This is a genomic window from Sphingopyxis panaciterrulae (assembly GCF_014199295.1).
GTDB lineage: Bacteria > Pseudomonadota > Alphaproteobacteria > Sphingomonadales > Sphingomonadaceae > Sphingopyxis > Sphingopyxis panaciterrulae.
In genome coordinates, this window is sequence record NZ_JACIJH010000008.1 from 131,965 (window position 1) to 158,933 (window position 26,969).

Annotated in this window: 22 protein-coding genes, 1 pseudogene and 2 riboswitches; all 23 genes and pseudogenes read left to right on the plus strand. The window is 68.1% G+C overall.

Going from position 1 to position 26,969, the window contains the following annotated elements:
- The first annotated feature begins 4 nt into the window (after nucleotides 1–4).
- The 23 genes and pseudogenes from FHR21_RS12915 (at nucleotide 5) to FHR21_RS13025 (ending at nucleotide 26,962) form a co-directional block, all read left to right on the plus strand.
- A complete protein-coding gene (locus FHR21_RS12915; protein ID WP_184098941.1) occupies nucleotides 5–1,699 on the plus strand; it encodes a peptidoglycan D,D-transpeptidase FtsI family protein in 1,695 nt (564 codons plus the stop codon).
- On the plus strand, nucleotides 1,699–3,138 hold the full coding sequence (locus FHR21_RS12920; RefSeq protein WP_184098943.1) for a UDP-N-acetylmuramoyl-L-alanyl-D-glutamate--2,6-diaminopimelate ligase: 1,440 nt from the start codon (nucleotides 1,699–1,701) through the stop codon (nucleotides 3,136–3,138). The genes FHR21_RS12915 and FHR21_RS12920 overlap by 1 nt, the downstream gene beginning before the upstream one ends.
- Nucleotides 3,135–4,511, plus strand: a complete 1,377-nt coding sequence (locus tag FHR21_RS12925) for a UDP-N-acetylmuramoyl-tripeptide--D-alanyl-D-alanine ligase (protein ID WP_184098945.1) — start codon at nucleotides 3,135–3,137, stop codon at nucleotides 4,509–4,511. The genes FHR21_RS12920 and FHR21_RS12925 overlap by 4 nt, the downstream gene beginning before the upstream one ends.
- Nucleotides 4,511–5,581: a phospho-N-acetylmuramoyl-pentapeptide-transferase gene (gene mraY, locus FHR21_RS12930; protein WP_184098947.1), complete on the plus strand. Its 1,071-nt coding sequence runs from the start codon at nucleotides 4,511–4,513 to the stop codon at nucleotides 5,579–5,581. Before FHR21_RS12925 ends, mraY begins: the two co-directional genes overlap by 1 nt.
- Nucleotides 5,578–6,882, plus strand: coding sequence for a UDP-N-acetylmuramoyl-L-alanine--D-glutamate ligase (murD, locus tag FHR21_RS12935; RefSeq protein WP_184098949.1), 1,305 nt, complete (start codon nucleotides 5,578–5,580; stop codon nucleotides 6,880–6,882). Before mraY ends, murD begins: the two co-directional genes overlap by 4 nt.
- Nucleotides 6,883–6,899: 17 nt before the next feature.
- On the plus strand, nucleotides 6,900–8,117 hold the full coding sequence (locus FHR21_RS12940) for an FtsW/RodA/SpoVE family cell cycle protein (protein ID WP_246427205.1): 1,218 nt from the start codon (nucleotides 6,900–6,902) through the stop codon (nucleotides 8,115–8,117).
- Nucleotides 8,118–8,127: 10 nt separating this feature from the next.
- On the plus strand, nucleotides 8,128–9,306 hold the full coding sequence (gene murG, locus FHR21_RS12945; protein ID WP_184098953.1) for an undecaprenyldiphospho-muramoylpentapeptide beta-N-acetylglucosaminyltransferase: 1,179 nt from the start codon (nucleotides 8,128–8,130) through the stop codon (nucleotides 9,304–9,306).
- The gene (gene murC, locus FHR21_RS12950) at nucleotides 9,306–10,739 is read left to right on the plus strand and encodes a UDP-N-acetylmuramate--L-alanine ligase (RefSeq protein ID WP_184098955.1); all 1,434 of its coding nucleotides are present in this window, start codon (nucleotides 9,306–9,308) and stop codon (nucleotides 10,737–10,739) included. The genes murG and murC overlap by 1 nt, the downstream gene beginning before the upstream one ends.
- Nucleotides 10,740–10,843: 104 nt before the next feature.
- Nucleotides 10,844–11,728, plus strand: a pseudogene (murB, locus tag FHR21_RS12955) (UDP-N-acetylmuramate dehydrogenase); the annotation flags it as partial.
- The gene (locus FHR21_RS12960) at nucleotides 11,725–12,648 is read left to right on the plus strand and encodes a D-alanine--D-alanine ligase (RefSeq protein ID WP_184098957.1); all 924 of its coding nucleotides are present in this window, start codon (nucleotides 11,725–11,727) and stop codon (nucleotides 12,646–12,648) included. The pseudogene murB and the gene FHR21_RS12960, both read left to right, overlap by 4 nt.
- Complete coding sequence (locus FHR21_RS12965) at nucleotides 12,645–13,583, plus strand: cell division protein FtsQ/DivIB (RefSeq protein WP_184098959.1); 939 nt, start codon at nucleotides 12,645–12,647, stop codon at nucleotides 13,581–13,583. The genes FHR21_RS12960 and FHR21_RS12965 overlap by 4 nt, the downstream gene beginning before the upstream one ends.
- A gap of 1 nt (nucleotide 13,584) precedes the next feature.
- Nucleotides 13,585–14,841: a cell division protein FtsA gene (gene ftsA / locus FHR21_RS12970; protein ID WP_184098961.1), complete on the plus strand. Its 1,257-nt coding sequence runs from the start codon at nucleotides 13,585–13,587 to the stop codon at nucleotides 14,839–14,841.
- A gap of 151 nt (nucleotides 14,842–14,992) precedes the next feature.
- Complete coding sequence (ftsZ, locus tag FHR21_RS12975) at nucleotides 14,993–16,468, plus strand: cell division protein FtsZ (protein WP_184098962.1); 1,476 nt, start codon at nucleotides 14,993–14,995, stop codon at nucleotides 16,466–16,468.
- A gap of 80 nt (nucleotides 16,469–16,548) precedes the next feature.
- Nucleotides 16,549–18,243: a tetratricopeptide repeat protein gene (locus FHR21_RS12980; RefSeq protein ID WP_246427218.1), complete on the plus strand. Its 1,695-nt coding sequence runs from the start codon at nucleotides 16,549–16,551 to the stop codon at nucleotides 18,241–18,243.
- Nucleotides 18,240–19,412 carry a deoxyguanosinetriphosphate triphosphohydrolase gene (locus tag FHR21_RS12985; protein WP_184098966.1) on the plus strand — a complete coding sequence of 391 codons (1,173 nt, stop codon included), beginning with the start codon at nucleotides 18,240–18,242 and terminating at the stop codon, nucleotides 19,410–19,412. The genes FHR21_RS12980 and FHR21_RS12985 overlap by 4 nt, the downstream gene beginning before the upstream one ends.
- Before the next feature lie 54 nt (nucleotides 19,413–19,466).
- Complete coding sequence (locus FHR21_RS12990) at nucleotides 19,467–20,126, plus strand: Rossmann-fold NAD(P)-binding domain-containing protein (protein ID WP_184098968.1); 660 nt, start codon at nucleotides 19,467–19,469, stop codon at nucleotides 20,124–20,126.
- 63 nt (nucleotides 20,127–20,189) lie between these two features.
- Nucleotides 20,190–20,279, plus strand: a riboswitch (glycine riboswitch).
- Between the two features lie 2 nt (nucleotides 20,280–20,281).
- Nucleotides 20,282–20,387: riboswitch (glycine riboswitch) on the plus strand.
- 54 nt (nucleotides 20,388–20,441) lie between these two features.
- Nucleotides 20,442–21,596 carry a glycine cleavage system aminomethyltransferase GcvT gene (gene gcvT / locus FHR21_RS12995; protein WP_184098970.1) on the plus strand — a complete coding sequence of 385 codons (1,155 nt, stop codon included), beginning with the start codon at nucleotides 20,442–20,444 and terminating at the stop codon, nucleotides 21,594–21,596.
- A 2-nt stretch (nucleotides 21,597–21,598) separates the two neighbouring features.
- Nucleotides 21,599–21,970: a glycine cleavage system protein GcvH gene (gene gcvH / locus FHR21_RS13000; RefSeq protein ID WP_184098972.1), complete on the plus strand. Its 372-nt coding sequence runs from the start codon at nucleotides 21,599–21,601 to the stop codon at nucleotides 21,968–21,970.
- Between the two features lie 76 nt (nucleotides 21,971–22,046).
- On the plus strand, nucleotides 22,047–22,868 hold the full coding sequence (locus FHR21_RS13005) for a glycosyltransferase family 2 protein (RefSeq protein WP_184098974.1): 822 nt from the start codon (nucleotides 22,047–22,049) through the stop codon (nucleotides 22,866–22,868).
- A gap of 3 nt (nucleotides 22,869–22,871) precedes the next feature.
- Nucleotides 22,872–24,230, plus strand: coding sequence for an aminomethyl-transferring glycine dehydrogenase subunit GcvPA (gene gcvPA, locus FHR21_RS13010; protein WP_184098976.1), 1,359 nt, complete (start codon nucleotides 22,872–22,874; stop codon nucleotides 24,228–24,230).
- 32 nt (nucleotides 24,231–24,262) lie between these two features.
- On the plus strand, nucleotides 24,263–25,783 hold the full coding sequence (gene gcvPB / locus FHR21_RS13015; protein WP_246427216.1) for an aminomethyl-transferring glycine dehydrogenase subunit GcvPB: 1,521 nt from the start codon (nucleotides 24,263–24,265) through the stop codon (nucleotides 25,781–25,783).
- Between the two features lie 94 nt (nucleotides 25,784–25,877).
- A complete protein-coding gene (locus tag FHR21_RS13020; RefSeq protein WP_184098981.1) occupies nucleotides 25,878–26,330 on the plus strand; it encodes an ABA4-like family protein in 453 nt (150 codons plus the stop codon).
- Nucleotides 26,331–26,344: 14 nt separating this feature from the next.
- Nucleotides 26,345–26,962: a DUF938 domain-containing protein gene (locus FHR21_RS13025; RefSeq protein WP_184098983.1), complete on the plus strand. Its 618-nt coding sequence runs from the start codon at nucleotides 26,345–26,347 to the stop codon at nucleotides 26,960–26,962.
- The last annotated feature ends 7 nt before the right edge of the window (nucleotides 26,963–26,969 follow it).

Consider the following 26,969-nt stretch of genomic DNA (forward strand, 5'->3'; position numbering starts at 1 on the left):
CGCGATGAACACGCTGGTCGTCCGTCCGGCAAGGATTCGCACCGCGGGGGTGCGGCAGCAGATATTGCTGACCGCGCAGCAGCGGCTGATGATCCTGATGCTGCTGTTCATGGCGGCCTTTTGCCTCGTGTCGGTCCGACTCCTCGCTTTCGCGCTTTTCGATACCTCGGCCGGACACCGGTCGGGCGCGACCGCCTTCGTCCCGGCGCGCGCCGACATCGTCGACCGCAACGGCGTCCCGCTTGCGCGGACGATCGACGGCTATTCGATCCGCGTCGTGCCGTCGAAGCTGCTCAACGACCGGCAATATCTCGCGACCGAGTTGGGCAAGATCTTTCCCGACATGAGCCGCGAGGAACTGCTCGCGAAGCTGACCGGGGAACATCCGACCTATATTCGCCGCCGCGCGCTGCCCGACCAGGTCGCGGCGGTGAACGCGATCGGCGAGATCGGCTTCGAATTCCCCCGCGAAAAGGAGCGCCTTTATCCGCAACTCACCCTCGCGGCGCATGTCCTCGGTTTCACCAATGCCGAGGGACAGGGCGTCACCGGGGTCGAGAGCGCCTTCGAGGATCGGCTGACCAACGCCGCGACGCGCGGTCAGCCGCTCGCGCTGTCGATCGACGCGCGCGTGCAGGGGGTGCTCGAAAGCGAACTGGGCAATGCGGTCACCAATCTGGAGGCGATCGGCGGTGCGGGCATCATCCTCGACGTCCACACCGGCGAGGTGCTGGCGATGACCTCGCTGCCCACCTACAATCCGAACAAGCTGGTGCCCGACAATGGCGCGGCGCGGCGCAACGCCGTGACCTATAATCTCTACGAGCTCGGCTCGACCTTCAAGCCGCTGACCATCGGCGCCGCGATCGACAATGGCGTCGTCACCAGCATGGCGAAGCGCTACGACGCGACCAAGCCGCTCGCCATCGCCGGCTTCCACATCCGCGATTCGCACATGATGAACCGCTGGCTCAACGTTCCCGAGACCCTGATCCACAGCTCGAACATCGTGACCGCGCAGATCGGCGACCAGCTTGGCCGCGAGAAGATGGAGGAGCTGTTCCGCAGCCTCGGCTTCGATGGCCGCCCGCATATCGAGCTCAAGGAACGCGCTTTCCCGCTGTGGCCGAAGAGCTGGGGTCGGGTGACGACGATGACGACCAGCTATGGTCACGGCATCGCGGTGACGCCGCTGCATCTCGCGAGCGCCTATGCCGCGCTCGTCAACGGCGGCATCTGGCGCCCCGCCACGCTGCTCAAGCTCGGCGACCAGGCGCCGCCGCAGGGGCGCCGCGTCTTCAAGGCATCGACCAGCGCGCGGATGCGCCAGCTTCTGCGCCTGATCGTTTCCGACGGTACCGGTCGCAACGCCGATGCGCCGGGTTTCCGCGTCGGCGGCAAGACGGGCAGTGCCGAAAAGCCTGGCGCCGGCGGCTATCGCCGCCACTCGCTCGTCTCGACCTTCGCCGCCGCCTTTCCGATGGACAATCCGCGCTATGTCGTGATCGCGATGATCGACGAGCCCAAGGGCAATGCCTTCAGCTCGGGCCAGCGCACCGCGGGCTGGACCGTCGCGCCGGTGGTCAAGAAGGTCATCACGCGCGCAGGGCCGATGCTGGGCGTCTATCCCGACGAAAGCCGCGACGTCGACGTCTCCGAGCTGACCCCGCTGCTGTGGAGAAACGGGGACAAGAAATAATGCGGTTGTCGGCGCTGCTCGACACCATGCCGGCGCGCGATGCCGATTCGGTCGTCACCGGCCTTGCGATCGACCATCGCAAGGTCGCGCCCGGAACGATCTTCGGCGCCTTCGTCGGCGAACGCTTCAACGGCGAGGATTTCATTCCTGCGGCGGTCGGGGCAGGGGCGATCGCTGTCGTCGCGCGGCCCGAGGCGAAGGTGGCGGGTGCGGTCCATGTCGCCGACGCCAATCCGCGCCGCGCCTTCGCCCGTATCGCCGCACGCTTCTTTCCCCGCTTCCCGGCAACCTGCGTCGCGGTGACCGGCACCAACGGCAAAACCTCGACGGTCGAGATGACGCGCCAGCTCTGGCGCATGGCGGGCTTTCACGCCGCCTCGATCGGCACGCTCGGCATCACGACGTCGAACGACAGCGCGTCGACCGGGCTGACCACGCCCGATATCGTCACCTTCCTCACCAACATGGCAGGCCTCGCCGCCGAAGGCGTGACCCACGCGGCATTCGAGGCGTCGAGCCACGGCCTCGACCAGTATCGCACCGAAGGCCTGCCGGTGAAGGCGGCCGCCTTCACCAATCTCAGCCACGACCATCTCGACTATCATGGCGACATGGATGCCTATATGGCGGCGAAGATGCGGTTGTTCCGCGAGGTGGTCGACGCGGACGGCACCGCCGTGATCTGGAGCGACGATCCGTGGTCGCCGGCGGCCGAGCACGAAGCAAGGGAGCGCGGTCTGCGGATCATGACGGTGGGTGCGCATGGCGAGGACCTGCGCCTGATCGCGCGCGAGCCGACCCAGCTCGGCCAGTCGCTGACCATCGCGGCGGGGCCGCTGACCCGAAAGGTCACGCTGCCGCTGATCGGCGCCTATCAGGCGGCCAATGCACTCGTCGCGGCGGGGCTCGTCATCGCGACCGGGGGCGATTCGGCGCAGACGCTCGGCAATCTCGCCCGGCTCCAGCCGGTGCGCGGGCGGCTCGAACGCGCGGCGATCACCCGCGCCGGCGCGCCGGTCTATATCGACTATGCCCACACCCCCGACGCGATCGAAGCCGCGCTCGACGCGCTGCGCCCGCATGCGAGCGGACGGCTGATCCTGGTCTTCGGCGCGGGCGGCGACCGCGATCAGGCGAAGCGCCCCGAAATGGGCCGCGTCGCGGCGGCCAAGGCCGACGTCGCGATCATCACCGACGACAATCCGCGCGGCGAGGACCCCGCCGCCATCCGCGACGCCATCGCCGTGGGCGCGCCCGATGCGCGGGTGATCGGCGACCGCCGCGCCGCGATCGCCGCTGCGATCGCCGAGGCGCGCGCCGACGACATCGTCTGTATCGCCGGCAAGGGACACGAGCAGGGCCAGATCGTCGGCGCGGGCGACGCGATGCGGGTCATCCCCTTCGACGATGTGACCGTCGCGCGCGAGGTAGCGGCATGAGCGCGCTGTGGACCGCGCGCGCTCTCGCGGCGGCAACCGGCGGCACCGCCAGCGCCGACTTCGCGGTGCAGGGCGTCGCCTTCGATTCGCGCGAGGTGACTGAGGGCGACCTCTTCATCGCGATGAAGGGTGAGGCGACCGACGGGCACAAATTCATCGACAAGGCGATTGCCGCGGGTGCCGCCGGAATCCTCTGCGAAACCGCCGTCGACCATCCGCATGTCCGCGTTACGGACAGCGCCGCGGCGCTGAATGCGCTCGGTGTCGCGTCGCGCGCGCGCAGCCGCGCGCGGATCGTCGGCGTCACCGGCTCGGCGGGCAAGACGGGGACGAAGGAAGCGCTGTTCGCCGCACTCGACCGCTTCCGCCCCGGCAAGGCGCACCGCTCGGTCAAGAGCTACAATAACCACGTCGGCGTGCCGCTCAGCCTCGCGCGCATGCCGGCTTCGGCCGATTATGGCGTGTTCGAAATGGGGATGAACCATGCGGGCGAACTGGCCGGGCTGACCCGCATGGTGCGTCCGCACGTCGCCATCGTCACCACCATCGCCCCCGCGCATATGGAGTATTTCGGCAGCGAAGAGGCGATTGCGGACGCCAAGGGCGAGATTTTCGAGGGGCTCGAGCCCGGCGGCACCGCGATCGTCCCGTTCGACAGTCCGTATTATGCACGGCTGCGCGCCAAGGCGGAAAAACATGCGGGGCATATCGTCAGCTTCGGGCTGGGCGAGGGCGCCGACGTTCGAGCGGTCGACTGGCTTTCGGACGGCAAGGGCGGATCGCTGGTCACGGCGCAGGTGCAGGATGCGCTACTCTGCTTCACCATCGCGCAGGCCGGCGCGCATTGGGTGTCGAATGCGCTTGCGGTGCTCGCCGCGGTCAAGGCGGTCGGCGGCGATCTGCCCGCCGCGGGCCTCGCCTTCGCGGAAATGGGCGGGCTAGCGGGGCGCGGCGCGCGGCACCGCCTGCCCGTCGCGGGGGGTGAGATCCTGCTGATCGACGAAAGCTATAACGCCAACCCGGCGTCGATGGCGGCGACGATCGAGCAACTCGGGAGCGAATCCGCAGGCCGCAAGGTTGCGATCCTTGGGAGCATGAAGGAACTGGGCCCGGGGGGCGATGCCTGGCACGCCGGTCTCGCCGCTCCGCTCGTCGCAGCCGGAGTGCAATTCGCCCTGCTTGTCGGCGAAGAGATGGCGCCGCTCGCCAAAGCGCTTGAGGGGCGCATCGATTTCGAGCATGTGGCCGCCCACTCGGCCGCTACCGCGCGGCTGGGGGACGTGATCCGTGCCGGCGATATCGTGCTGGTCAAGGGATCGAACAGCGTCGGCCTGTCGCATGTCGTGACGGCGCTGACCCATGGGGACTATTGATGTTATACTGGCTGGCGGAATGGCTTGGCTTTCCGGGGGCGCTCAACCTCATTCGCTACCTGAGCTTCCGTTCGGGGGCGGCGGTGGCGACAGCGCTCATCATCGGGCTGTGGATCGGCCCGCGCTTTATCCTGATGCTGCGGATGCGGCAGGGGAAGGGGCAGCCGATCCGCGACGACGGGCCGCAGAGCCACCTCGCCAAAAAGGGCACGCCCACCATGGGCGGGCTGATGATCCTGATCGCGCTGATGATCTCCGCGCTGTTGTGGATGGACCTGTCCAATCGCTTCGTCTGGGCCTGCCTGTTCGTGACCGGCGGCTTCGCGGCGGTCGGCTTCATGGACGATCTCGACAAGGTGACCAAGGGCAGCCACCGCGGCATTCCGGGACGGGTGCGGCTGTTGCTGGAATTCATCATCGCGGGCATCGCGGTGCTGTTGATCGTCTCGCGCACCGGCACCGACCTGTACCTGCCGTTCCTGAGCGACATCTATATCCCGCTGGGTCCCTTCTATTATATCTTCGCGATGGTGCTGATCGTCGGCTTCGGCAATGCGGTGAACCTGACCGACGGGCTCGACGGGCTGGCGACCTTTCCGGTTATCATCGCCAGCCTGACCTTCCTGCTGATCGTCTATCTGTCGGGCAACGCCAAGTTCGCCGGCTATCTCGGCATCCCGCATGTGCCGGGGGCGGGGGAGCTTGCGATCTTTGCCGCCGCGATTATCGGCGCCTGCCTGGCCTTCCTGTGGTTCAACGCCCCGCCCGCGGCGGTGTTCATGGGCGATACCGGCAGCCTCGCGCTGGGCGGCGCGCTCGCGACGATCGCGGTCACCGCGCAGCACGAGCTGGTGCTGGTCCTCGTTGGCGGGCTGTTCGTGGTCGAGGCGCTGTCGGTCATCATCCAGGTCTTCTGGTACAAGCGGACCGGTCGGCGCGTCTTCCGCATGGCGCCGATCCATCATCATTTCGAGCAGCTCGGATGGCCGGAATCGACCGTGGTCATCCGCTTCTGGATCGTCTCGATCGTCCTCGCGCTCGCGGGGCTCGCGACGCTCAAGCTGCGGTGATCGTCTCGCGCGCCTTTGCCGGTCGCCGCTATGCGGTGCTGGGACTGGCGCGCTCGGGGCTGGCGACCGTCGAGGCGCTGGTCGCCAGCGGCGCCGGCGTCACCGCCTGGGATACGCGCGAGGAGGCGCGCGACGCGGCGATGGCATTGGGCGCCGACATCGGCGATCCGCTGGAGATCGACCTGATCGGCTTCGCGGGCGTCGTCGTCTCGCCCGGCGTGCCGCTGAACCGCCACCCGATCGCCGCCCACGCCCGCACGGCGCATGTGCCCGTGATCGGCGATATCGAGCTGTTCGCCGAGGTGGCTGCCGAATTGCCCGCGCACCGGGTCGTCGGCATCACCGGCACCAACGGCAAGTCCACCGTGACCGCGCTCGTCACGCACATGCTGGAAAGCGCCGGCATTCCCGCGCTGATGGGCGGCAATATCGGCCTGCCGATCCTCGCCCGGGACCCGCTTCCGGAAGGGGGCGTTTATGTGCTCGAACTGTCGAGCTATCAGATCGATCTTGCACACAGCCTCGCCTGCGATGTTGCGGTGTTGACCAACCTGACGCCCGACCATCTCGACCGCTATGACGGCTTTGCCGGCTACGCCGCGTCGAAGGCGAGGCTCTTCGCACTCCAGCACCGCGACCAGGTCGCGATCGTAGCGACCGACGACGATCCGTCGAAGGCGATCGCGGGGCGCATCAACCATCGTCTCCACCGCGTCTCGGCGAAGGATATCGACCCCGTCGACCAGGCGCGCTGGCCCGCGCTGCAGGGGCCGCACAATGCGCAGAATGCGGTCTGCGCCATCGCGGTGTGCCGGGTGCTCGGCCTCGGCGACGAAGCAATCGAATGCGGCCTCGCGACCTATCGGTCGTTGCCGCATCGCATGGAATGGATCGGCGAAGCCCGTGGCGTCGGCTGGTACAATGACAGCAAGGCGACCAACGCGGCTTCCGCTGCACCGGCGCTGGCGGCTTTTCCGCCGGCGCCGGACCAGCGTTTGCACTGGATCGCGGGGGGGCAGGCGAAGGGCGACGGACTCGCGGCCTGCCGGCCGTGGTTCGGCCACGTCAAGCGCGCCTATCTGATCGGCGAGGCGATGGAGGGGTTCGCCGACGAAATCGGCGATGCCATTCCCGTGGACATGGCGGGCGATCTGGCGACTGCGGTGGCGCACGCCGCCGCGGCGGCGGTGCCGGGCGATATCGTGCTGCTGTCGCCCGCCTGCGCCTCGTTCGACCAGTTCAGCGATTATGAAGCGCGCGGCGACAGTTTCCGCGATATCGTCAAGGCGCTGAGGGTATGAGCGGAGGGATGGACCCGATGGACAGGACAGCCGAACGGCCGGTGATCGCGGCGGCCCGCAGCGTCAAGCGGCGCGGCCCGCGGCTCAGCCGTGCCGACCGCACCCCGCTGGGCCTGTGGTTCTGGGAAATCGACCGCGTGCTGCTGCTGCTCGTGTCGATGCTGGTCGCGATCGGGCTGGTCGCGGTGGCCGCCGCCTCCCCGGTCGCGGCGCAAAAGCTGTCGACCACGACCGCCAGCCTCGACCCGCTCTATTATTTCTATCGCCAGCTCATGTGGGTCATGGTCGGCGTGCCGGTGATGCTGGGGGTTTCGATGCTGCCGAAGCCGCAGGCGCGGCGCTTCGCCATCTATGGCACGATCGCCTTCGCCGCGCTGCTGTTCCTCGTGCCGCTGATCGGCACCGCGGTGAACGGCGCGCAGCGCTGGATCGGCAGCGGCGTCTTCCGGCTCCAGCCGTCGGAGTTCCTGAAACCCTTCTTCGCCGTGTCGCTCGCATGGGTCCTGTCGCTCCGCCTCCACGACCAGAGCCTGCCCGTGGTCCCGCTCTCCTTCGTGCTGACCGGGGTGATTGCGGTGCTGCTGATGGGCCAGCCCGACCTCGGCCAGACGATCATCTTCGCCGCGACCTGGTTCGTGCTCGTCCTCGTCGCCGGCCTGTCGATGCGGATCATGGCGATGCTCGGCGCGGCGGGCATCGCCGGCATCGTGCTCGCCTATTTCTTCTATCCGGTCGCGCAGCAGCGCATCAACATCTGGCTGTTCGAAAGCGGCGACAGCTATCAGGTCGACAAGGCGCATGCGACGCTGACCGCAGGCGGGCTGATCGGTACCGGCCCCGGCGCCGGCCTCGCCAAGTTCCAGCTTCCCGAAGCGCACACCGACTATATCTTCTCGGTGATCGGCGAGGAGTTCGGGATCATCGCCTGCATCGCCATCGCGATCCTCTATCTGGCGATCATCGTCCGCGTCCTCGTCCGCCTGCTCGACGAGGAGGACAGCTTCCTGATCCTCGCCGTCACCGCGCTGATCGCGCAGTTCGGGGGACAGGCGATCATCAATATGGCGGTGAACACCCAGCTCTTTCCGTCGAAGGGCATGACCCTGCCCTTCATCAGCTATGGCGGCTCCTCCTTCATCGCGCTGTCGATCGGCATGGGTTTGCTCTTGTCGCTGACCCGGCGAAACCCCTATGCGGCGCGGGTGTCGATGACCCGCAACTGGAACAAGAAATGAGCGCCCCGAAATGACCGCAACGCGCCACTTCCTGCTCGCCGCCGGGGGCACCGGCGGCCATATGCTGCCTGCCTATGCGCTCGCCGGCGAACTGATCGCGCGCGGGCATCGCGTCGCGCTGGTCAGCGACGACCGCGGCCTGAAGATTCCCGGCGCCCCGGCGGAGGTGGAGGTGCATGTCCTGCCCGCCGGCCGCGTGACCGGCGGCCCCGCCGGCTGGCTCAAGGCCGCGCTCGCGATTCGCAAGGGGCGCCGCATGGCCATCGACCTGATCCGCGAATTCGACCCCGCGGTCGTCGTCGGCTTCGGCGGCTATCCCTCGCTTCCCAGCCTGCTCGCGGCGCGGGCGACGAAGAGGCCGAGCGTGATCCACGAACAGAATGCCGTGCTCGGCCGCACCAATCGGCTGATGGCGTCGCGCGTCGACGGCATCGCGGTCGCCTATCGCAACATTCATCGCTTCCCCGAGAAGCTCGCGATGAAGCGCCATCTGACCGGCAATCCGGTGCGCGAAGAGGTGATCGCGATCCGCGACGACGGCTATCCGCCGCTGCCCGAGGACGGCATATTGCGCCTTCTCGTCGTTGGCGGCAGCCTGGGCGCGACCATCCTGTCCGACGTGGTTCCCGCCGCCGTCGCGATGCTGCCCAAGGCGCTGCTCGAACGGTTGCAGGTCGTCCAGCAGGCGCGCGAGGAGGATCTGGAGGCGGTGCGCGGCAAATATGCCGAGCTTGGCGTCGCCGCCGAATGCGCGCCCTATATCGCCGACCTGCCCGAACGGCTGCGCTGGGCGCATCTGTTCATCGGCCGCGCCGGCGCCTCGACCGTCGCCGAGCTTGCCTGTGCCGGACGCCCCGCGATCTTCGTGCCCTATCCGCATGCGATGGACGATCATCAGACCTGGAACGTCGTCGATCTGGTCGAGGCGCATGGCGCGCAGTCGATTCCGCAAGGCGACTTCACGCCCGCCGCGCTCGCCAAGCAGATTCAGCGCATGGCACTCGAACGCGGCGCGCTCGAAACCGCAGCAGAGAACGCCGCGCGCTGCGGTCTTCCTGAAGCGACGCGCGACCTCGCCGATCTCGTCGAAAGCTTTGCGCCGCCGCCGCTGATGGACGTGATCCGTGTCGGCGCGAGCGCGCAGCGCAAGGCGGCGGGTGTCGCGGCGGCACGGCGGGAGGCGAGCTGATGCGCGGCGTCGCGACCGACATCGGCATCATCCACTTCATCGGCATCGGTGGTATCGGCATGTCGGGCATTGCCGAGGTCATGCACAATCTCGGCTATCAGGTGCAGGGCAGCGATATCGCCGACAGCTACGTCGTCGAAGGCCTCAGGAAGCGCGGCATCAAGGTCGCGGTCGGCCACGCGCCGGAGAATGTCGAGGGCGTCGCCGTCGTCGTCACCTCGACTGCGGTCAAGCGCGGCAACCCGGAGGTCGAGGCGGCGCTCGCCCAGCGCATCCCCATCGTCCGCCGCGCCGAGATGCTTGCCGAGCTGATGCGCCTCAAGTCGACCGTCGCCATCGCGGGGACGCACGGCAAGACGACGACCACCAGCCTCGTCGCGGCGCTACTCGATGCGGGCGGGATCGACCCGACCGTCATCAACGGTGGGATCATCAACAATTACGGATCGAACGCGCGGCTCGGAGCGTCGGACTGGATGGTGGTCGAGGCCGACGAGAGCGACGGCAGCTTCCTGCGCCTCGACGGCACGGTCGCGGTCGTCACCAACATCGATCCTGAACATCTCGACCATTATGGCGGCTTCGACGCGATCAAGGCCGCCTTCGTCGAGTTCATCGAGAATGTGCCCTTTTATGGCGCCGCGATGCTCTGTCTCGATCACCCCGAGGTGCAGGCGATTATTCCGCGCATCCGCGACCGCCGCATCGTCACCTATGGCTTCTCGGCCCAGGCCGACGTGCGTGGCACCAATGTGACGCCGTGCCCCGACGGTAACCGCTTCGACGTCGTGGTGCGCGACCGCGATGGCGATAGCCGCACGATTCCGGGCATCCACCTGCCGATGTCGGGACGCCACAATGTGCAGAACGCGCTCGCTGCGATCGCGGTGGCGCTGCACATGGGCGTTTCCGACGACAAGATCGCCTCCGGCTTCAACGGTTTTGCGGGCGTCAAGCGCCGCTTCACCAAGGTCGGCGAGATCGCGGCGGGTGAGGGTGTCGTGACGGTCATCGACGATTACGGCCACCACCCGGTCGAAATCCGCGCCGTGCTCGCCGCTGCGCGCGAGGGCGTCGGGGCGGGGCGCGTCGTTGCCGTGGTCCAGCCGCATCGCTTCACCCGGCTGCGCGATCATATGGATGACTTCCAGCAGGCGTTCAACGACGCCGACATAGTCCTCGCGCTTCCCGTCTATGCGGCAGGCGAGGCGCCGATCGAGGGCGTGTCCTCCGACGCGCTGGTCGCGGGCCTGCGCGACCGCGGCCACCGCCACGCCGCGACCGTCGCCGACGCCGCCGCGCTCGCCGCCGCGGTCGCCGAAGCGATCCGCTCGGACGCCATCGGCGCGGGCGACAAGATCATCTGTCTCGGTGCCGGCGACATCACAAAGGTTGCGGCGGGGCTGGCGGCGGCGGTGGAGGGACAGCAATGACCTCCGATCCCAAAACCGTTCGTCCCGAGCTTGTCGAAGGACAGTCTTTTTCTTCTGCGACGGAAAGAAGGAAGAGCGGCCCTTCGACAAGCTCAGGGCAAACGGCATTTGAGAATGTCCGCGGCAAGCTAACGCCTCGCGCTCCGTTGGCTCCACTGGTCTGGTTCAAGTCGGGCGGTCCCGCCGACTGGCTGTTCGAGCCGAGGGACGCCGATGATCTCGCCGATTTCCTCCGCGACCTCGATCACGCCATTCCCGTCATGGCACTCGGCCTCGGTTCCAACCTGATTGTCCGCGATGGCGGCTTTCCGGGCGTCGTTGTTCGGCTCGGCAAGGCGTTTGCGACGGTCGAGGCCATCGACGCGACGATGCTGCGCTGCGGCGGCGGCGCATCGGGCATTCTCGTCTCCTCGACCGCGCGTGACGCGGGAGTTGCGGGGCTCGAATTCTTGCGCTCGATTCCCGGCACCGTCGGCGGCTTCGTGCGCATGAACGGCGGCGCTTACGGCAGCGAGGTCAAGGACATATTGGTCGAGGCTGAGGTGGTGCTGCGCACGGGCGAACGCCGCATGCTCGCGCTCACCGATCTCGACTACAGCTATCGCCACAGCGGATTGCCCGAGGGCGCGGTCGTGATCGGTGCGACCTTCCGCGGCCGTCCAGGCGAGCCGCAGGCGATCCAGGCCGAGATGGACCGCATCTCGGCGAGCCGCGAAGCCTCGCAGCCGCTGCGCTCGAAGACCGGCGGTTCGACCTTCAAGAACCCCGATGGGCACAAGGCGTGGCAACTCGTCGACGCGGCCGGCTGCCGCGGGCTGACGGTCGGCGGCGCGCAGGTCAGCGAGAAGCACACCAATTTTCTGATCAACACCGGCACCGGCACCAGCGCCGACATCGAAGCGCTGGGCGAAGAAGTGCGCCGCCGCGTGAAGGCGAAGAGCGGCATAGACCTGCAATGGGAGATTCAGCGCGTGGGAGTGGCGAAGTGAGCCGGGGGCCGTGGCATGTCGCCGTCCTGATGGGCGGCTGGTCGGCCGAGCGCGAGGTGTCGCTGTCGAGCGGCCAAGGCATCGCCGACGCGCTCGAATCGCGCGGGCATCGGGTTACGCGCATCGACATGGACCGCGACGTCGCGCTGCGGCTCGCCGAGGCGAAGCCCGACATCGTGTTCAACGCGCTCCACGGCGTTCCCGGCGAAGACGGGACGGTGCAGGGCATGCTGGACCTGATGGGCCTCAAATATACCCACAGCGGACTCGTTACCTCGGTGATCGCGATCGACAAGGAATTGACGAAGCAGGCGCTCGTGCCACATGGCGTGCCCATGCCGACGGGGGTCATGGTCGACAGCGAAAGTATCTTTTCGACCGATCCCTTGCCGCGCCCTTATGTCCTCAAGCCGGTCAACGAAGGCTCGTCGGTCGGCGTTGCGATCGTCAAGGACGACAGCAATTACGGCAATCCGATCGCGCGAGAGGCGGTGGGCCCCTGGCAGGAGTTCGACCGTCTGCTCGCCGAACCCTTCATCAAGGGGCGCGAGCTCACCGTCGCGGTGCTTGGCGATCAGGCGCTCGGGGTGACCGAACTTTTGGTGAAAACGGGCTTCTATGATTATGATGCCAAATATACGCCCGGATTGACCCAACATGTCTGCCCCGCCGACGTGCCGGCGGAGATAGCGGAGCGGATGAAGGGCCTCGCGCTCGAGGCGCACCGCTTGCTCGGCTGCAAGGGTGCCTCGCGGTCCGATTTTCGCTGGGACGACGAGCATGGCCTTGCGGGTATTTTCCTGCTCGAGGTCAATACCCAGCCGGGGATGACACCCCTGAGCCTCGTGCCCGAACAGGCGCGGGCGATCGGCATCGACTATGCCGAGCTCGTCGAACGCATCGTGGAGGAAGCGTTATGAGCAGCACCCGGATCAAGCGCGCCAAGGCGCCGCCGCGCCGCCCGGCGCGGACGCCGAAAAAGCGGCGCAAGGTTCAGACCTCGCGCCTCGACGCCTTCATCAATGCGCTGCCGGTCAGCCCCGCGACGCTCCAGCGCGTGGCCAACTGGACGATCGGCGTCAGTCTCGCGGCGTTGATCGCGGTGGGCGCGCACGCGACCGGCGTCACGGCGAAAATCAACGAGGAATGGGCGCAGGCCGTCGCCCGTGCCGGCTTTCAGGTGAAGAAAGTCGAGGTCGTCGGGGCCGAGCGGATCGACCGGCTCAAGGTCTATGACATCGCGCTCGCGCAGAAGGACCGCTCGATGGCGGCGGTCGATCTGGAAGGCGTGCGTGCCGACCTGATGAAATATGGGTGGATTCAGGATGCGCGGGTATCGCGGCGGCTCCCCGACACGCTTGTCGTCGATATCGTCGAACGCACGCCGGCCGCGATCTGGCAGCATAATGGTCGGCTGTCGCTGATCGACAAAAAGGGCGTGGTGCTCGAACCGGTCACCGTCGCGACGATGCCCGACCTGCCGCTCGTCATCGGGCCGCACGCGAACCAGCGGTCGCAGGATCTCGACCGGCTGCTCGCCGAGGCGAGCAGCCTCAAGGAACTGCTGGCGGGTGCGACCTGGGTCGGCAACCGGCGCTGGGACCTGCGCTTTCGCAGCGGGGAGACGCTGTCGCTTCCCGAAGGCGAGGCCGAAGCGAAGAAGGCACTTGCCAAATTCGCGCATATGGACGGCGCCAACCGTCTGCTCGGGCGCGGCATATTGCGCTTCGACATGCGCGATCCGAGCCGTTTCGTGCTACGCCTGCCGCACGAGGGGCAGGTGGCGCCCGCGAAGCTGAACGACGCGCGCGACGCTGCCGAAGCCCTGGCTGCCAGTTCGGTGAACGAGGGATAATATGGCGCCGCCGCGCATCGAAAAGATCATCACCGCGCTCGACGTCGGGTCGTGGAAGGTCTGCGCGCTGATTGCGGGGCAGACCGCCGACGGTCAGCTCCACGTGCTTGGTACCGGCCAGCGCGAAAGCCGGGGCGTCCAGCGCGGTTACGTCGCCGACATGGAGCAGACCGAGCATATCGTGCGCGAAGCGATCGAACAGGCCGAGCGGATCGCGGGGCTGAACATCGACGATGTGTGGGTCAGTTTTTCGGCCGGCAGCCTTCTGAGCGACGTGGCGCCGATCGAGAGCGAGCTTGGCGGCCACCGCATCGAGCAGGAGGATATCGACGACCTGCTTGCCGCAGGCCGCGCCGGCATCGACCCTGAGGGGCGGATGATCCTGCACGCGCAGCCGGCGCTCTACACGCTCGATGGGCTGACCGGGGTCAAGAATCCGATCGGCCTCCACGCCGACCGGCTCGGGGTCGACATCCACATCATCATGGCCGACGGCGCGCCGGTGCGGAATCTGGAGGCCGCGGTTCGGCAGGCGCATCTCGACGTCAACGCGGTCGTCGCCTCGCCGGTCGCCGCGGGGCTCGCTTGCCTGTCCGACGAGGAACGCGACCTTGGCGTCGCGCTCGTCGAACTGGGCGCGGCGGTGACGACCGTGTCGCTCTTTGCGGGCGGCATGCTCGTCGAGATGGCGTCGCTGCCCTTCGGCGCCAGCGACATCACCGACGACATCGCCTCCGCCTTCGGCATCCGTCGCAGTCAGGCACAGCGGCTCCAGAGCTTCTACGGCTCGGCTTCGGCGAGCCCGCGCGACAATAATGAGGTGATCGAACTCGATCCGGGCGCGCCGGCCGGCGCCGAATCGCCGCGCATCAATCGCGCGCAGCTCGTCGCGGTGATCCGTCAGCGGCTCGACGCGATGATGGGCGAGATCGGCCGGACGCTGAAGGATTTGCATTTCGTCGGGCCAGTCGGGCGTCAGGTGGTGCTCGTTGGCGGCGGCGCCGACCTGAAAGGGATCGCCGACTACACGCAGAGCGCGCTCGGCCGGGCCGCGCGCATCGGGCGACCGCGTGGGCTGCACGGCCTGCCCGATGCGCATTCGGGACCGGCTTTCGCGACGCTCGCGGGTCTGGTTCTCTATGCGGCGTCGGACCCGGTCGACCTGCGCGATCTGCCGATGATGGCGCAGGACATCCACCGTCCGAAGGGCGCGTCGATCCTTCATCGGCTGGCGGCGGCGCTCAAAAGCAGTTTTTGATCGCAGCGAGCGCGAAAGGTTAATTTTTTGGGTGATTCCGGCGTCACAATAGTGCAATGCGGTGACTGGAATCCGGGCGGCAGGACCACCGTCTGGTGGGTCGCATGGTAAGGCAGGCGGCAAGGGTTCGCCGCTGCAGGGAGAATATCGGATGAGCATCAATATTGGCCCGCCGCAGGTCGACGAGCTGAAGCCGCGCATCGCGGTGATCGGCGTCGGCGGTGCGGGCGGCAATGCCATCGCCAACATGATCGCGGCGCGGGTCGAGGGCGTCGATTTCGTCGTCGCCAACACCGATGCGCAGGCGCTCAACGCTTCGCCGGCCGAACGGCGAATCCAACTGGGGACACAGATCACCCAAGGCCTCGGCGCCGGCTCGCGACCCGAGGTCGGGCGCGCCGCGGCAGAGGAAAGCATCAACCAGGTCGAGGAAGCGCTGAACGGCGCGCACATGTGTTTCGTTGCGGCCGGCATGGGTGGCGGCACCGGCACCGGCGCGGCGCCGGTGATCGCGAAGGCCGCGCGCGACAAGGGCATATTGACCGTCGGCGTCGTGACCAAACCCTTCACCTTCGAAGGGCAGCGCCGCATGCGCTCCGCCGAGACCGGCATCGCCGAGCTGCAGGAGCATGTCGACACGCTGATCGTCATCCCGAACCAGAATCTCTTCCTCGTCGCCAACCCGAACACGACCTTCAAGGAAGCGTTCAGCATGGCGGACGAGGTGTTGCAGCAGGGCGTGCGCGGTATCACCGACCTGATGGTCATGCCCGGCCTCATCAACCTCGACTTCGCCGACGTGCGCAGCGTGATGCGCGAGATGGGCAAGGCGATGATGGGCACCGGCGAGGCCGAAGGCGACGGTCGCGCGCTCGAGGCAGCGCAGAAGGCGATCGCCAACCCGCTGCTCGACGGCGTGTCGATGGCGGGCGCCAAGGGCGTCATCGTATCGATCGTCGGCGGCGAGGACATGCGCCTGATGGAGGTCGACGAGGCCGCGAACCATATTCGCGAACTGGTCGATCCCGACGCGAACATCATCTGGGGCAGCGCCTTCAACGAATCTCTGGAAGGCAAGATTCGCGTGTCAGTGGTCGCCACCGGCATCGACGGCACCGGCGAGCAGGCGGCGCCCACGCCCGCGGCGCGCAGCTTCTCGTTCGCCCCGCGCCCGGCGGCGCCCGCTCCGGTCGCCGAGGAGTCGATCGAACCCGAGGTTCAGGAAGTGCCGTTCGCCGCGACCGAAACCGAAGCGGCTCCGGTTGCCGAGGATCGCGATCCCGTCCCCGGCTTTTCGCTGAACGACACGGCCGAGGCCGAGGTTGCCGCCGAAGAGGAGCCGATGGAATTGTCGCAGGTCGCCGCGACCTATGACGATACCGCCGACGAACTCGTGCTTGGCGAGGCCGAGGTGCAGGCGGCGGCTCCGGCACCTGAGCCGGCGAACGCCAACCCCGCGCTTGCGCAGGCTCCCGAACCGCCCGCGCGGGCGTCGGTCGGCGGCGGCACGCTGTTCGAGCGGATGTCGCGCCTCTCGCGCGGCGGAGCGGCACCCGAGGCGGATGAGGGAAGCAAGGACGACGGCGTCGATATCCCGCGCTTCCTGGGGCGTCAGAACAACCAGTAACGGGGCTATCGGACGGCCGCCGCAGAGAAATGGGCGGGGCGGCCCGGAAACGGGATGATTGGCCCATGCGGCGATCACATTTGACGGCCAGGCCGGGACACGCGCGGCGCCGCGCTCGCGTGCTCGGCCTGCTGCTTGCGTCGGCGCTCGCGCTGCCGGCCGCGGCACAGATCAAGCCGCCCGATCCCGCGACCAAGGCGGCGATGGATCGGCGCACCGCGGCGCGGACCCTGCTGTCCTCCGCGCTCGGCCGCATCGCCGCCAATGCCAATGACGCCAGGGCGCTGCTCGACGCGGGTCGCGCCTCGATCGACCTCGAGGATTACCGCGCCGCGCTAGGTTTCCTGCTCCGCGCCGAAAAGGCGGCGTCGCGCGACGGCCAGGTCAAGGCGACGCTCGGTTCGGTGATGGTCCATCTCGAAAATCCGACCCGCGCGCTCGACTATTTCGGCGAGGCGCAATTGCTCGGGGCGCCCGAACGGCTCTTCCTCGCCGATCGCGGGCTCGCGCGCGATCTGCTCGGGCAGCAGGATCAGGCGCAGCGCGACTATCAACTCGCGCTGTCGGCAGCGCCGAGCGACGAGCTGACGCGGCGCTATGCGCTGTCACTCGGCATCAGCGGCGACCCCGACCGCGCAGTCGCGCTGCTCGCGCCGCAGCTTCGCCGGTCGGATCGCGCGGCGTGGCGCTCGCGCGCGATGATCCTCGCGATGAACGGACGCAACGACGAGGCGACGCAGATCGTACGCGCGACGCTGCCGCCGCAGCTCGCCGAGAATATCCTGCCCTATCTTCTCCGCATGGACCGGCTCAATCCGGCGCAAATGGCCGCCGCGGCGCATTTCGGCCGCTTCCCCTCGGGCGAGCTCGGTCCGCGGCGGCCGCCGGTCCAGATGGCCGCGGCAACCCCTGCGCCGACCCCCGCACCGACGGCGAGCCGGAGGCGGACCGCGGCAGCAAGGCCGGCCACCGCGGCAGCGCCCACTCCGACGCCAGCGCCCGCGCCTGCCGCGGTCGCGGTTCGGCGCACGCCCGTGCCAACGCCTGCGCCGGCCGCATCCAGGCCCGCGCCGACTCCTGCACCGGTTCCGGCAACTGCCGTGTCCAAACCGGCACCGACGCCGACACCGGCTCCTATCGGCGTTGCCGTCGATCGCGATTCGGGTCCGGTCGGCCCTGGCTTCTCGATCGCTGACATGGGAAGCAATGGCGCGGCCCGTCCGGGCGCCAGCACCGCGCCGCCCGCCGTTGCAGCAACACCCGCACCGACAGCGGCGGCGCCGCTCGCCTCGCTGGCGGAGATCGTCAGCTCGATCGAGATTCCGCCCGAGGAGATGGCGAAGCCCGACAATGCGGTCGGCGCCGACACACTCGCGCGGCTGCTCGAAGACAAGCGCAAGGCCGAAGCCGCCGAGGCGGCCAAGCGCGAAAAGGAAGAGGCGGCGGCGAAAGCAAAAGCCGAAGCCGAGGCAAAGGCGAGGGCAGAGGCTGAGAAGAAAAAGGCTAACCCCGCGCGCGTCTGGGTGCAGATCGCGACCGGGTCGAACCTCAAGGCGCTCGCCTTCGATTACAATCGCTTCGCGAAGCGTAACGCCGCGCTGTTCAAGGGGCAGTCGGGCTCGACCGCCGACTGGGGCCAGACCCGCCGCCTGCTCGTCGGGCCGTTCAAGGACCGCAAGAGCGCGCAGGCCTGGCTCGCGGACTACAAGAAGGCGGAGGGCGACGGCTTTCTGTTCGACAGCGAAGTCGGTGAAATCGTCGAGCCGCTGACGTGACCGTCGCGGCGTGCGCCAGCGATCCCGCGGCGACGCGCGGGCGCTATCTTGGGGAGCCCGGCCGCGTCGTGCGCGGGCCGCGCGACGATTTTCAGCGCGACCGCGACCGCATCATCCATTCGATCGCCTTTCGCCGCCTGCGCCACAAGACGCAGGTGTTCGTCGCCCCCGACGGCGATCATTATCGCGTCCGTCTGACGCACAGTATCGAGGTGTCGCAGATCGGGCGCGGCATCGCCCGCGCGCTAGGGCTCAACGAGGACCTGACCGAGGCGCTGTGCCTCGCGCACGATATCGGCCATCCGCCCTTCGGCCATGCGGGGGAGGATGCGCTGAAGGCGGCGATGCAGGCGCACGGCGGCTTCGACCATAATGGCCACACGCTGCGCACGCTGGCGCGGCTCGAATGTCCCTATCCGCGCTTCGACGGGCTCAACCTGACGTGGGAGACGCTCGAGGGGCTCGCCAAGCATAATGGCCCGGTGCGCCGCCCCGGCTGGGCGCTCGCCGACATCGACGCCGAATTTCCGCTCGAGCTGACGAGTCACGCGAGCCTGGAGGCGCAGATCGCGGCGGTCGCCGACGATATCGCCTATGACAATCACGACATCGACGATGGGCTGCGCGCCGGACTGCTCGACCTCGACCAGTTGATGGCGCAGCCGTTCGTCGCGGCCAATTATGCGGCGGTCGAGCGACGTTTCCCCGGCGCGCCGCGCGACCGGCTGCTGCGCGAACTGGTGCGCGATCAGATCGGGGTGATGGTCAACGACGTGATCGCGACGACGCGGGCGAATATTGCGGAGGCGGGCGTCGCCAGTGTCGCCGAGGTACGCGCCGCCGGCCGCACGCTCGGCACCTTCTCGCCCGACCTCGCGGCGGAGGAACGCGACCTCAAGCGCTTCATGTATGCCAGCCTCTATCACCATTCGTCGCAGGTCGCGGCGGCGGACGCCGCGAAGCAGGTCGTCGGCCGCCTCTTCGCCGCCTATGTCGACGACCCGCAGCGGATGGGCGAAGACTGGGCGGGGCGTCTGCCTGCGGGCGAGCCCGCGACGATCCGCCATATCGGCGACTATATCGCGGGCATGACCGACCGTTTCGCGATCGACCGCTATGCCGAAATTTACGGGCGCGATGCGGTGCCGCCGGAATTGGCGCACGCCTGACATCCGAATCCCGGGGAGGCGAATATACTCGCTTCGTTCGGACAGGCCGGTAGAATGCCTGTCGTGGATAACGATATTTTCCTCGTCGGCGCCACCGGCCTGGTCGGCCGGGCGGTCGTCCGCGCCGCTGGCGAGCGTGTGCTGACCCTGCTCGCCCGGCGCGAGGTCGACGATCTGCCGGACCATCATGCGCGGCTTGTTGCACCGCCGGCGCGCTGGGGCGATATCCTCGCCGCCGAGCGCCCCGCGGCGCTGATCTGCTGCCTCGGCACGACGATACGGCAGGCGGGATCGCGCGCGGCCTTTCGCGCGGTCGACCGCGACCTCGTGCTCGCCGCCGCCCATGGCGCGCGGCTTGGCGGTACCGCGCACATGATCGTCGTCAGCTCGGTCGGCGCATCGGCGAAGGGCGGCAATTTCTATCTGCGCACCAAGGGCGAGATGGAGGAGGGGCTGCGCGCCTTCGGCTTCGGGCGCCTCGATATCCTGCGCCCCGGTCTGCTGATGGGCGCTCGCGAGGGACCGGCGCGGCTCGGCGAGGGGATTGCTATGATGGCCGCGCCGCTCACCGACGCGCTGCTCCACGGCTCGCTGCGCCGCTATCGGTCGATACCGGCGGATATCGTCGCGCGGGCGATGCTCGCGCTCGCGGCTCGGCGCGAACCGGGCACCTATGTCCACGAAAACGACTCGATCCGCGCGCTCGCCGATTGACTCTGCGAAAGGGCGCCGCCAAGGCTCGGGCGTCCGTCGGAGCTCGCAAGAGATTCGGCCGGCCGCGCGGGAGAGCGCGGGGGCGGGGAAACCCGAACCTCGCCACCGAAGGAGCAACCGCCCCGGAAACTCTCAGGTCTCAGGGACCGCGCGCCGGAGGACGCTCTGGAAAGCGTCGTGGCTCGCGCCGCGACCACCGAAGGGGTAACTCCGTGCCATCGCGGAGGAAAACTCTCAGGTTCCCGTGACAGAGGGGGCATGGCGAAACGGGCGGCACCGGGCCGGGCCGCGCCATGTCAACGACGGGAGGCCGCGATGAGCGAAACCGAGGAAATGGGCGAAGAGCTAGCGATCGCGACGCTGCCGCTCGACGCCTGGCACCGCGCGAAGGGCGCGCGGATGGTCGAATTCGCCGGCTATCACATGCCGATCCAGTATGAAGGCATCATGGCCGAACATCTGTGGACGCGCGAAAGCGCGGGCCTGTTCGACGTCAGCCATATGGGTCAGCTCGTGCTGAGCGGTGACGGCGTTGCCGAGGCGCTCGAAACGCTGGTCCCCGGCGACATTTCGGCGCTGAAGCCCGGCCGGATGCGCTATTCGCTGCTGCTGGCCGAGGACGGGGGCATTCTCGACGATCTGATGATCACCAACACCGGTCACAGCCTTTACATGGTCGTCAATGGCGCGGTGAAATGGGACGACATCGCCCATCTGCGCGAGCATCTGCCCGACGCGGTCGACATGAATCTGCTCGACGATCAGGCGCTGCTCGCACTGCAGGGGCCGAAGGCGGTCGAGATCCTGACCGCGCTCGGCATCCGACCCGAATTCGACGATATCGTCCCCGTCGACCGGCTCGTCTTCATGCAGGCCGGCCCCTATCTGTGGGGCGAGGTGCGGTTGGGGGTCAGCCGGTCGGGCTATACCGGCGAGGACGGGTTCGAGATTTCGGTGCCTGCCGAGCATGTCGCGGCGCTCGCCGACGCGCTCTGCGCGAATGATGCGGTCCGGCCGATCGGGCTCGGCGCGCGCGATTCGCTGCGGCTAGAGGCGGGATTGCCGCTCTATGGCCATGACCTCGACCCGGCGACCGATCCGGTCGAGGGCGATCTGGGCTTTGCCATTTCGAAGCGCCGACGCGAGGAGGCGAATTTCCCCGGCGCCGCGCGCATCCTCGGCCATCTGGCCGACGGGGCACCGCGCAAGCGCGTCGGCCTGACGGTCGAGGGCAAGCTGCCGGTGCGTGAGGGCGCCCGGCTGTTCGACGGGAACCGCGAGGTCGGCATCGTCACCTCGGGTGGTTTCGCGCCCAGCGTCGGCGCGCCGATCGCGATGGGCTATGTCCCGCGCGATCACGCCGCGCCGGGCACCGCGCTGGCGGCCGAGGTGCGCGGCAAGCGCGTCCCCGTCGCGGTCGCCGCCATGCCGTTCGTTCCGCACCGCTATGTTCGTAAAATGGGAGCCTGACGATGCCGCGTTACTATACCGAAGAGCATGAATGGATCGACGTCGACGGCGATGTCGCGACGGTCGGGATCACCGACTTCGCGCAGGGCCAACTTGGCGACATCGTCTTCGTCGAGGTGCCCGACACCGGCGCCGAGCTGGCGAAGGGCGGCGATGCGGCGGTGGTCGAATCGGTCAAGGCCGCAAGCGACGTCTACGCCCCTGTCGACGGCGTCGTGACCGAGGGCAATGGCCAGCTCGAGGAAGACCCGGCGCTGGTCAACAGCGACCCCGAAGGCGAAGGCTGGTTCTTCCGCATGACGCTGGCCGACAAGAGCCAGCTCGACGGTCTGATGAATGCCGCCGCCTACAAGCAGTTCTGCGACGGTCTGTGACCCATGTCCCTTCCCGATGCGGGAAGGGGGAGGATAGCGTGATGGCGCATCGCCGCGCGTCCCTGGCACCCGGCCCATGACGGCTGCCGAGCCCGCGCTCGCCGGCTGCAAGCTGATGGTCGCGACCGCCATCTATGGCGGCGCGCAGGGCGGCTATGTGCGCGCGGTGCTGGCGCTGTCGGCGGCAGCCGCGGCGCGGGGCGTCCCGCTCCGCTTCGAGTTCATCCTGCACGAGCCGCAGCTTCACCGCGCGCGCAATATGCTGACGAACATCTTTCTGCAGAGCGATTGCACACATCTTTTGTTCGTTGACGACGACATCGATTTCGCGGCCGAGGATATCTTCGCCATGGTCGCGGCGATGGCCGAGCGCCCCGAGTGCGGGATATTGGGCGCGCCGGTGCCGCGGCGGATGGTCAATTGGGCGCAGGTCGCGCGGGCGGTCGACCGCGGGCTGGCGCGCGGCGATCCGACTGAGCTCGCCCGCTATACGGGCGACTTCGCGCTGACCTTCCTGCACGCGAACCAGCGTTTCGTGCTGAATGAGCCGGTCGAGCTGCTGCAACTCGGGGGCGGTTTCATGCTGGTCGGGCGCGACGTGCTGGAGGCGCTGTGCGCGCGGCATGCCGAGCTCGTCTTTCGCGTCGAGCCGCGCGACCGCGTGAATGCGCGGGTGGGGGAAGAGGTCTGCGGCCTGTTCCTGCCGATGATCGAGCCCGACAGCCGCCTGCAATTGTCGGAAGATTACGCCTTTTGCCATCGCGCACGCGCGGCCGGTTTTCGCATCTGGCTCGCGCCTTGGGTTCGCACCAGCCACAGCGGGCCCGCCACCTTCGCGGGGTCGCTCGCCGATCTCGCACCGCTTTTTTCCGCCCCTTCCGTTTCCGATCCGGAGTAGTCCATGCGTTACCTTCCCCTCACGCCCGACGATCGCGCGGCGATGCTCGCCGCGGTCAGCGCGTCGTCGATCGACGATCTGTTCGTCGATGTGCCTGCCGCGGCGCGGCTGTCCGGCCCGATCGAGGGCTTGCCCGCCCACGCGAGCGAGCTTGCCGTCGAGCGCCATATGGCAGCGCTTTCGCGGCAAAGCCATGCGGCGGGCGACGGTCCCTTCTTCCTCGGTGCCGGCGCCTATCGCCACCATGTCCCGGCGAGCGTCGACCATCTGATCCAGCGCGGCGAATTCCTGACCGCCTACACGCCCTATCAGCCCGAAATCGCGCAGGGCACGTTGCAGATGCTGTTCGAGTTCCAGAGCCAGGTTGCGCGCCTGCTCGGCACCGACGTCGCCAATGCGTCGATGTACGACGGATCGACCGCCTGCTGGGAAGCGATCGTGATGGCGCGGCGCGTCACCCGCCGCAGCAAGGCGCTGCTCTCGACGGGGCTCCATCCCCATTATCGCAGCGTCGCGCGGACGATGGCGAAATATACCGGCGACAGCCTGGTCGACGGCGATCCCAGCCTGGAGGCAGGCACCGACTGGGCAGCGCTCGCCGCCGCGGTCGACAAGGAGACGAGCTGCGTCGTCGTCCAATATCCCGACATCCTCGGACGCATCGACGACATGCGCGCGCTCGCCGCCGCGTGCCAGGCGGCCGGTGCGCTGCTGGTCGCGGTGGTCACCGAACCGGTCGCGCTCGGCCTGATTCAGTCGCCCGGCGAAATGGGCGCCGATATCGTGGTGGGCGAGGGACAATCGATCGGCGTCGGGCTCCAGTTCGGCGGCCCCTATGTCGGCCTCTTCGCCTGCAAGAGCAAATATGTCCGTCAGATGCCGGGCCGCCTGTGCGGCGAAACCGTCGACGCCAACGGCAAGCGCGGTTTCGTGCTGACGCTCTCGACCCGCGAGCAGCATATTCGCCGCGAAAAGGCGACGAGCAATATCTGCACCAATTCCGGTCTTTGTGCGCTGGCCTTCAGCATCCACATGACGCTACTCGGCGAGGCTGGACTGCGCCGGCTCGCAGCGATCAACCATGGTCGCGCCAAGGCGGCGGCGGCCGAATTGGCGAAGGTGCCGGGCGTGTCGGTGCTGAACCGCGGCTTCTTCAACGAATTCACCCTCCTGCTGCCCGTTGAAGCGCGCCCGGTCATCCACGCGCTCGCCGAAAAGGGCATTCTCGGCGGCGTCTCGCTTGGTCGCCTCTATCCCGACAATGCCGGCCTCGCGAACGGACTGATCGTCGCCGTCACCGAAACCGTGACCGAAGAGGATATCGCCGCCTTTGCCGCGGCGCTGAAGGAGGTGCTGGCATGACCGCGCTCAACTCCGCCGGCTGGCGTCCCGAAATGAACGCCGGCGGCGCCGACGACACGACGACCTTCACCGGCAACCGCGCGCTGATGCTCGAGGAGCCGTTGCTCTTCGAAATCGGCTCGACCGGAACCACCGGCGTCGATTTCGACGAAGACGCTCCCGCCGCCGACCTCGGCGCGCTCGCGCGCTCCGCCCCTATCGGCCTGCCAGGACTCAGCGAGTCCGAAACGGTCCGGCATTACACGCGCCTGTCGCGACAGAATTATGCGATCGACCTCGGCCTCTTCCCGCTCGGAAGCTGCACGATGAAGCATAATCCGCGCCTCAATGAAAAGGTCGCGCGGATGCCGGGCTTCGCCGACGTCCACCCGCTCCAGCCGCAGGAAACGGTGCAGGGCGCCTATGCGGTGATCCACGAACTGGCCGAATGGCTGATCACGCTTACGGGGATGCATAGCGTCGCCATGTCGCCCAAGGCGGGTGCACATGGCGAACTTTGCGGCGTCCTTTGCATCAAGGCAGCGCTCGAAGCGCGCGGCGAGGACCGGCGCGTGCTGCTCGTCCCCGAAAGCGCGCATGGCACCAACCCCGCGACCGCCGCCTTCGCGGGCTTCGCGGTCGAGGATATCCCCGCGACCCCGGAAGGCCGCGTCGATCTGGCGGCGCTGAAGGCGCGACTGGGTCCTGACGTCGCCGGGGTGATGATTACCAACCCCAACACCTGCGGCCTGTTCGAGCGCGACATGAAGGCGATCTCCGACGCCGTCCACGCGGTGGGCGGATACGTCTATTGCGACGGCGCCAACTTCAACGCGATCGTCGGGCGGGTGCGTCCCGGCGACCTCGGCGTCGATGCGATGCACATCAACCTGCACAAGACCTTCTCGACCCCGCACGGCGGCGGCGGGCCCGGTTCGGGTCCGGTCGTGCTGTCGGCGGCGCTCGCGCCCTTCGCGCCGTTGCCCTTCGTCACGAAGGACGGGGAAAGCTTCCGCCTGATCGAAGAGGAGAATGCGGGCGAGGATCACCCGAAGACCTTCGGACGCATGACCGCTTTCCACGGTCAGATGGGCATGTTCACCCGCGCGCTCGCCTATATGCTCAGCCACGGCGCCGACGGGCTGAAGCAGGTGGCCGAGGATGCGGTGCTCAACGCCAATTATCTGTTGCGCAGCCTCGACGATGTGCTCGACGCGCCCTTCGGTGCCTCCGGCCCGTGCATGCACGAGGCGCTGTTCAGCGATCGCGGCCTGGCCGAAGGCTTCTCGACGCTCGACATCGCCAAGGGGCTGATCGACGAGGGCTATCATCCGATGACGGTCTTTTTCCCGCTCGTGGTCCATGGCGCGATGCTCGTCGAGCCGACCGAGACGGAGAGCAAGGCGGTGCTCGACCAGTTCATCGGCGCGCTGCGCAGCATCGCCTTGCGCGCGAAGAATGGCGACCCCGCGCTCAAGTCCGCGCCGCATTTCGCTCCCCGCGCGCGCCTTGACGAGACGCTGGCGGCGCGGCGGCCTGTGCTGAGCTGGAGTGATGGCGCGGCCGGCGATTGACCATCATCGTCGCTCCTGCGAAGGCTGGGGGCGTTGGCGGCAGGACGCAAAGCCCGCGGTGGGGCGCGATGGCGGATAGAGGGGAAGAACGGGCATGAGCTGGGAAACGCTCTATTCGCTGACCAATGGCTGGGCGCTGCTCGGCTGGGCCGCGCTCGCCTTCCTGCCGCGCGGGCCGCGCATCCTTTCGCTCATCCTCTATGTCGGCGTCGCGCTGCTGTGCTTGACCTATGCGATCCTGCTTGGCGGGCTCGTCTTCGGCGGGTGGGATGCCGAAGGGCCGAAGGCGGCGATGGATTTCACCAGCCTCGCCGGGGTGATGGCGCTGTTCGCGACCAAGGGCGGCATGCTGGTTGGCTGGGTTCACTATCTCGCCTTCGACCTGTTCGCCGGCATGTGGATCGCGCGCGACGCCGATCAGAAGGGTTTCAGCCGCATCGTCCAATTCCCCTTCCTCGTCCTGACGCTGCTCGCCGGGCCGGTCGGATTGCTCGCGTGGCTGATCGTGCGTGAGCGCCGCGCGCGTGCACTGGCCCGAGCGAAGTGAGCCCGCAGCCCTGGATGCCCAGGGATAGTGGGCGCGGTGCCCGCCGCCACGCCCCCGCGACGCTGCGCAACCGCGATGCGATTGCCGCGGTGCTCGGCGAATGGTTGCCGGCGGAGGGCATGGTGCTCGAAATTGCGAGCGGGTCGGGCGAGCATGTCGTCCATTTCGCTGCCGCCTTTTCGCAGCTTCGCTGGCAGCCGAGCGATTCCGACCCCGACGCGTTGGTCTCGATTGCCGCGTGGAGCGCGGAGGCGGGGCCGGCCAATGTCGCGCCGCCGCTGTCTCTCGACGCCGCGGCTGCCGACTGGCCGCTCGATCGCGCCGACGCGGTGCTGTGCATCAACATGGTGCATATCAGCCCCTGGGCGGCGGCGCTCGGGCTGATGACGGGCAGCGCGGCGCTGCTCGGTTCCGGCGCGCCGCTGATCCTCTACGGCCCCTATCTCGACCCCGAGGTGCCGACCGCGCCCAGCAATCTCGATTTCGACGCGAATCTGCGCGCCCGCAACCCCGACTGGGGGCTGCGCGACCTCGAGCGTGTCAAGGCTGCCGCCATCGAAGCCGGGCTCGTCTTTGCCGAGCGCCGCGCGATGCCGGCCAACAATCTGATGCTGCTGTTCCGCAAGCGCTGACTGTCAG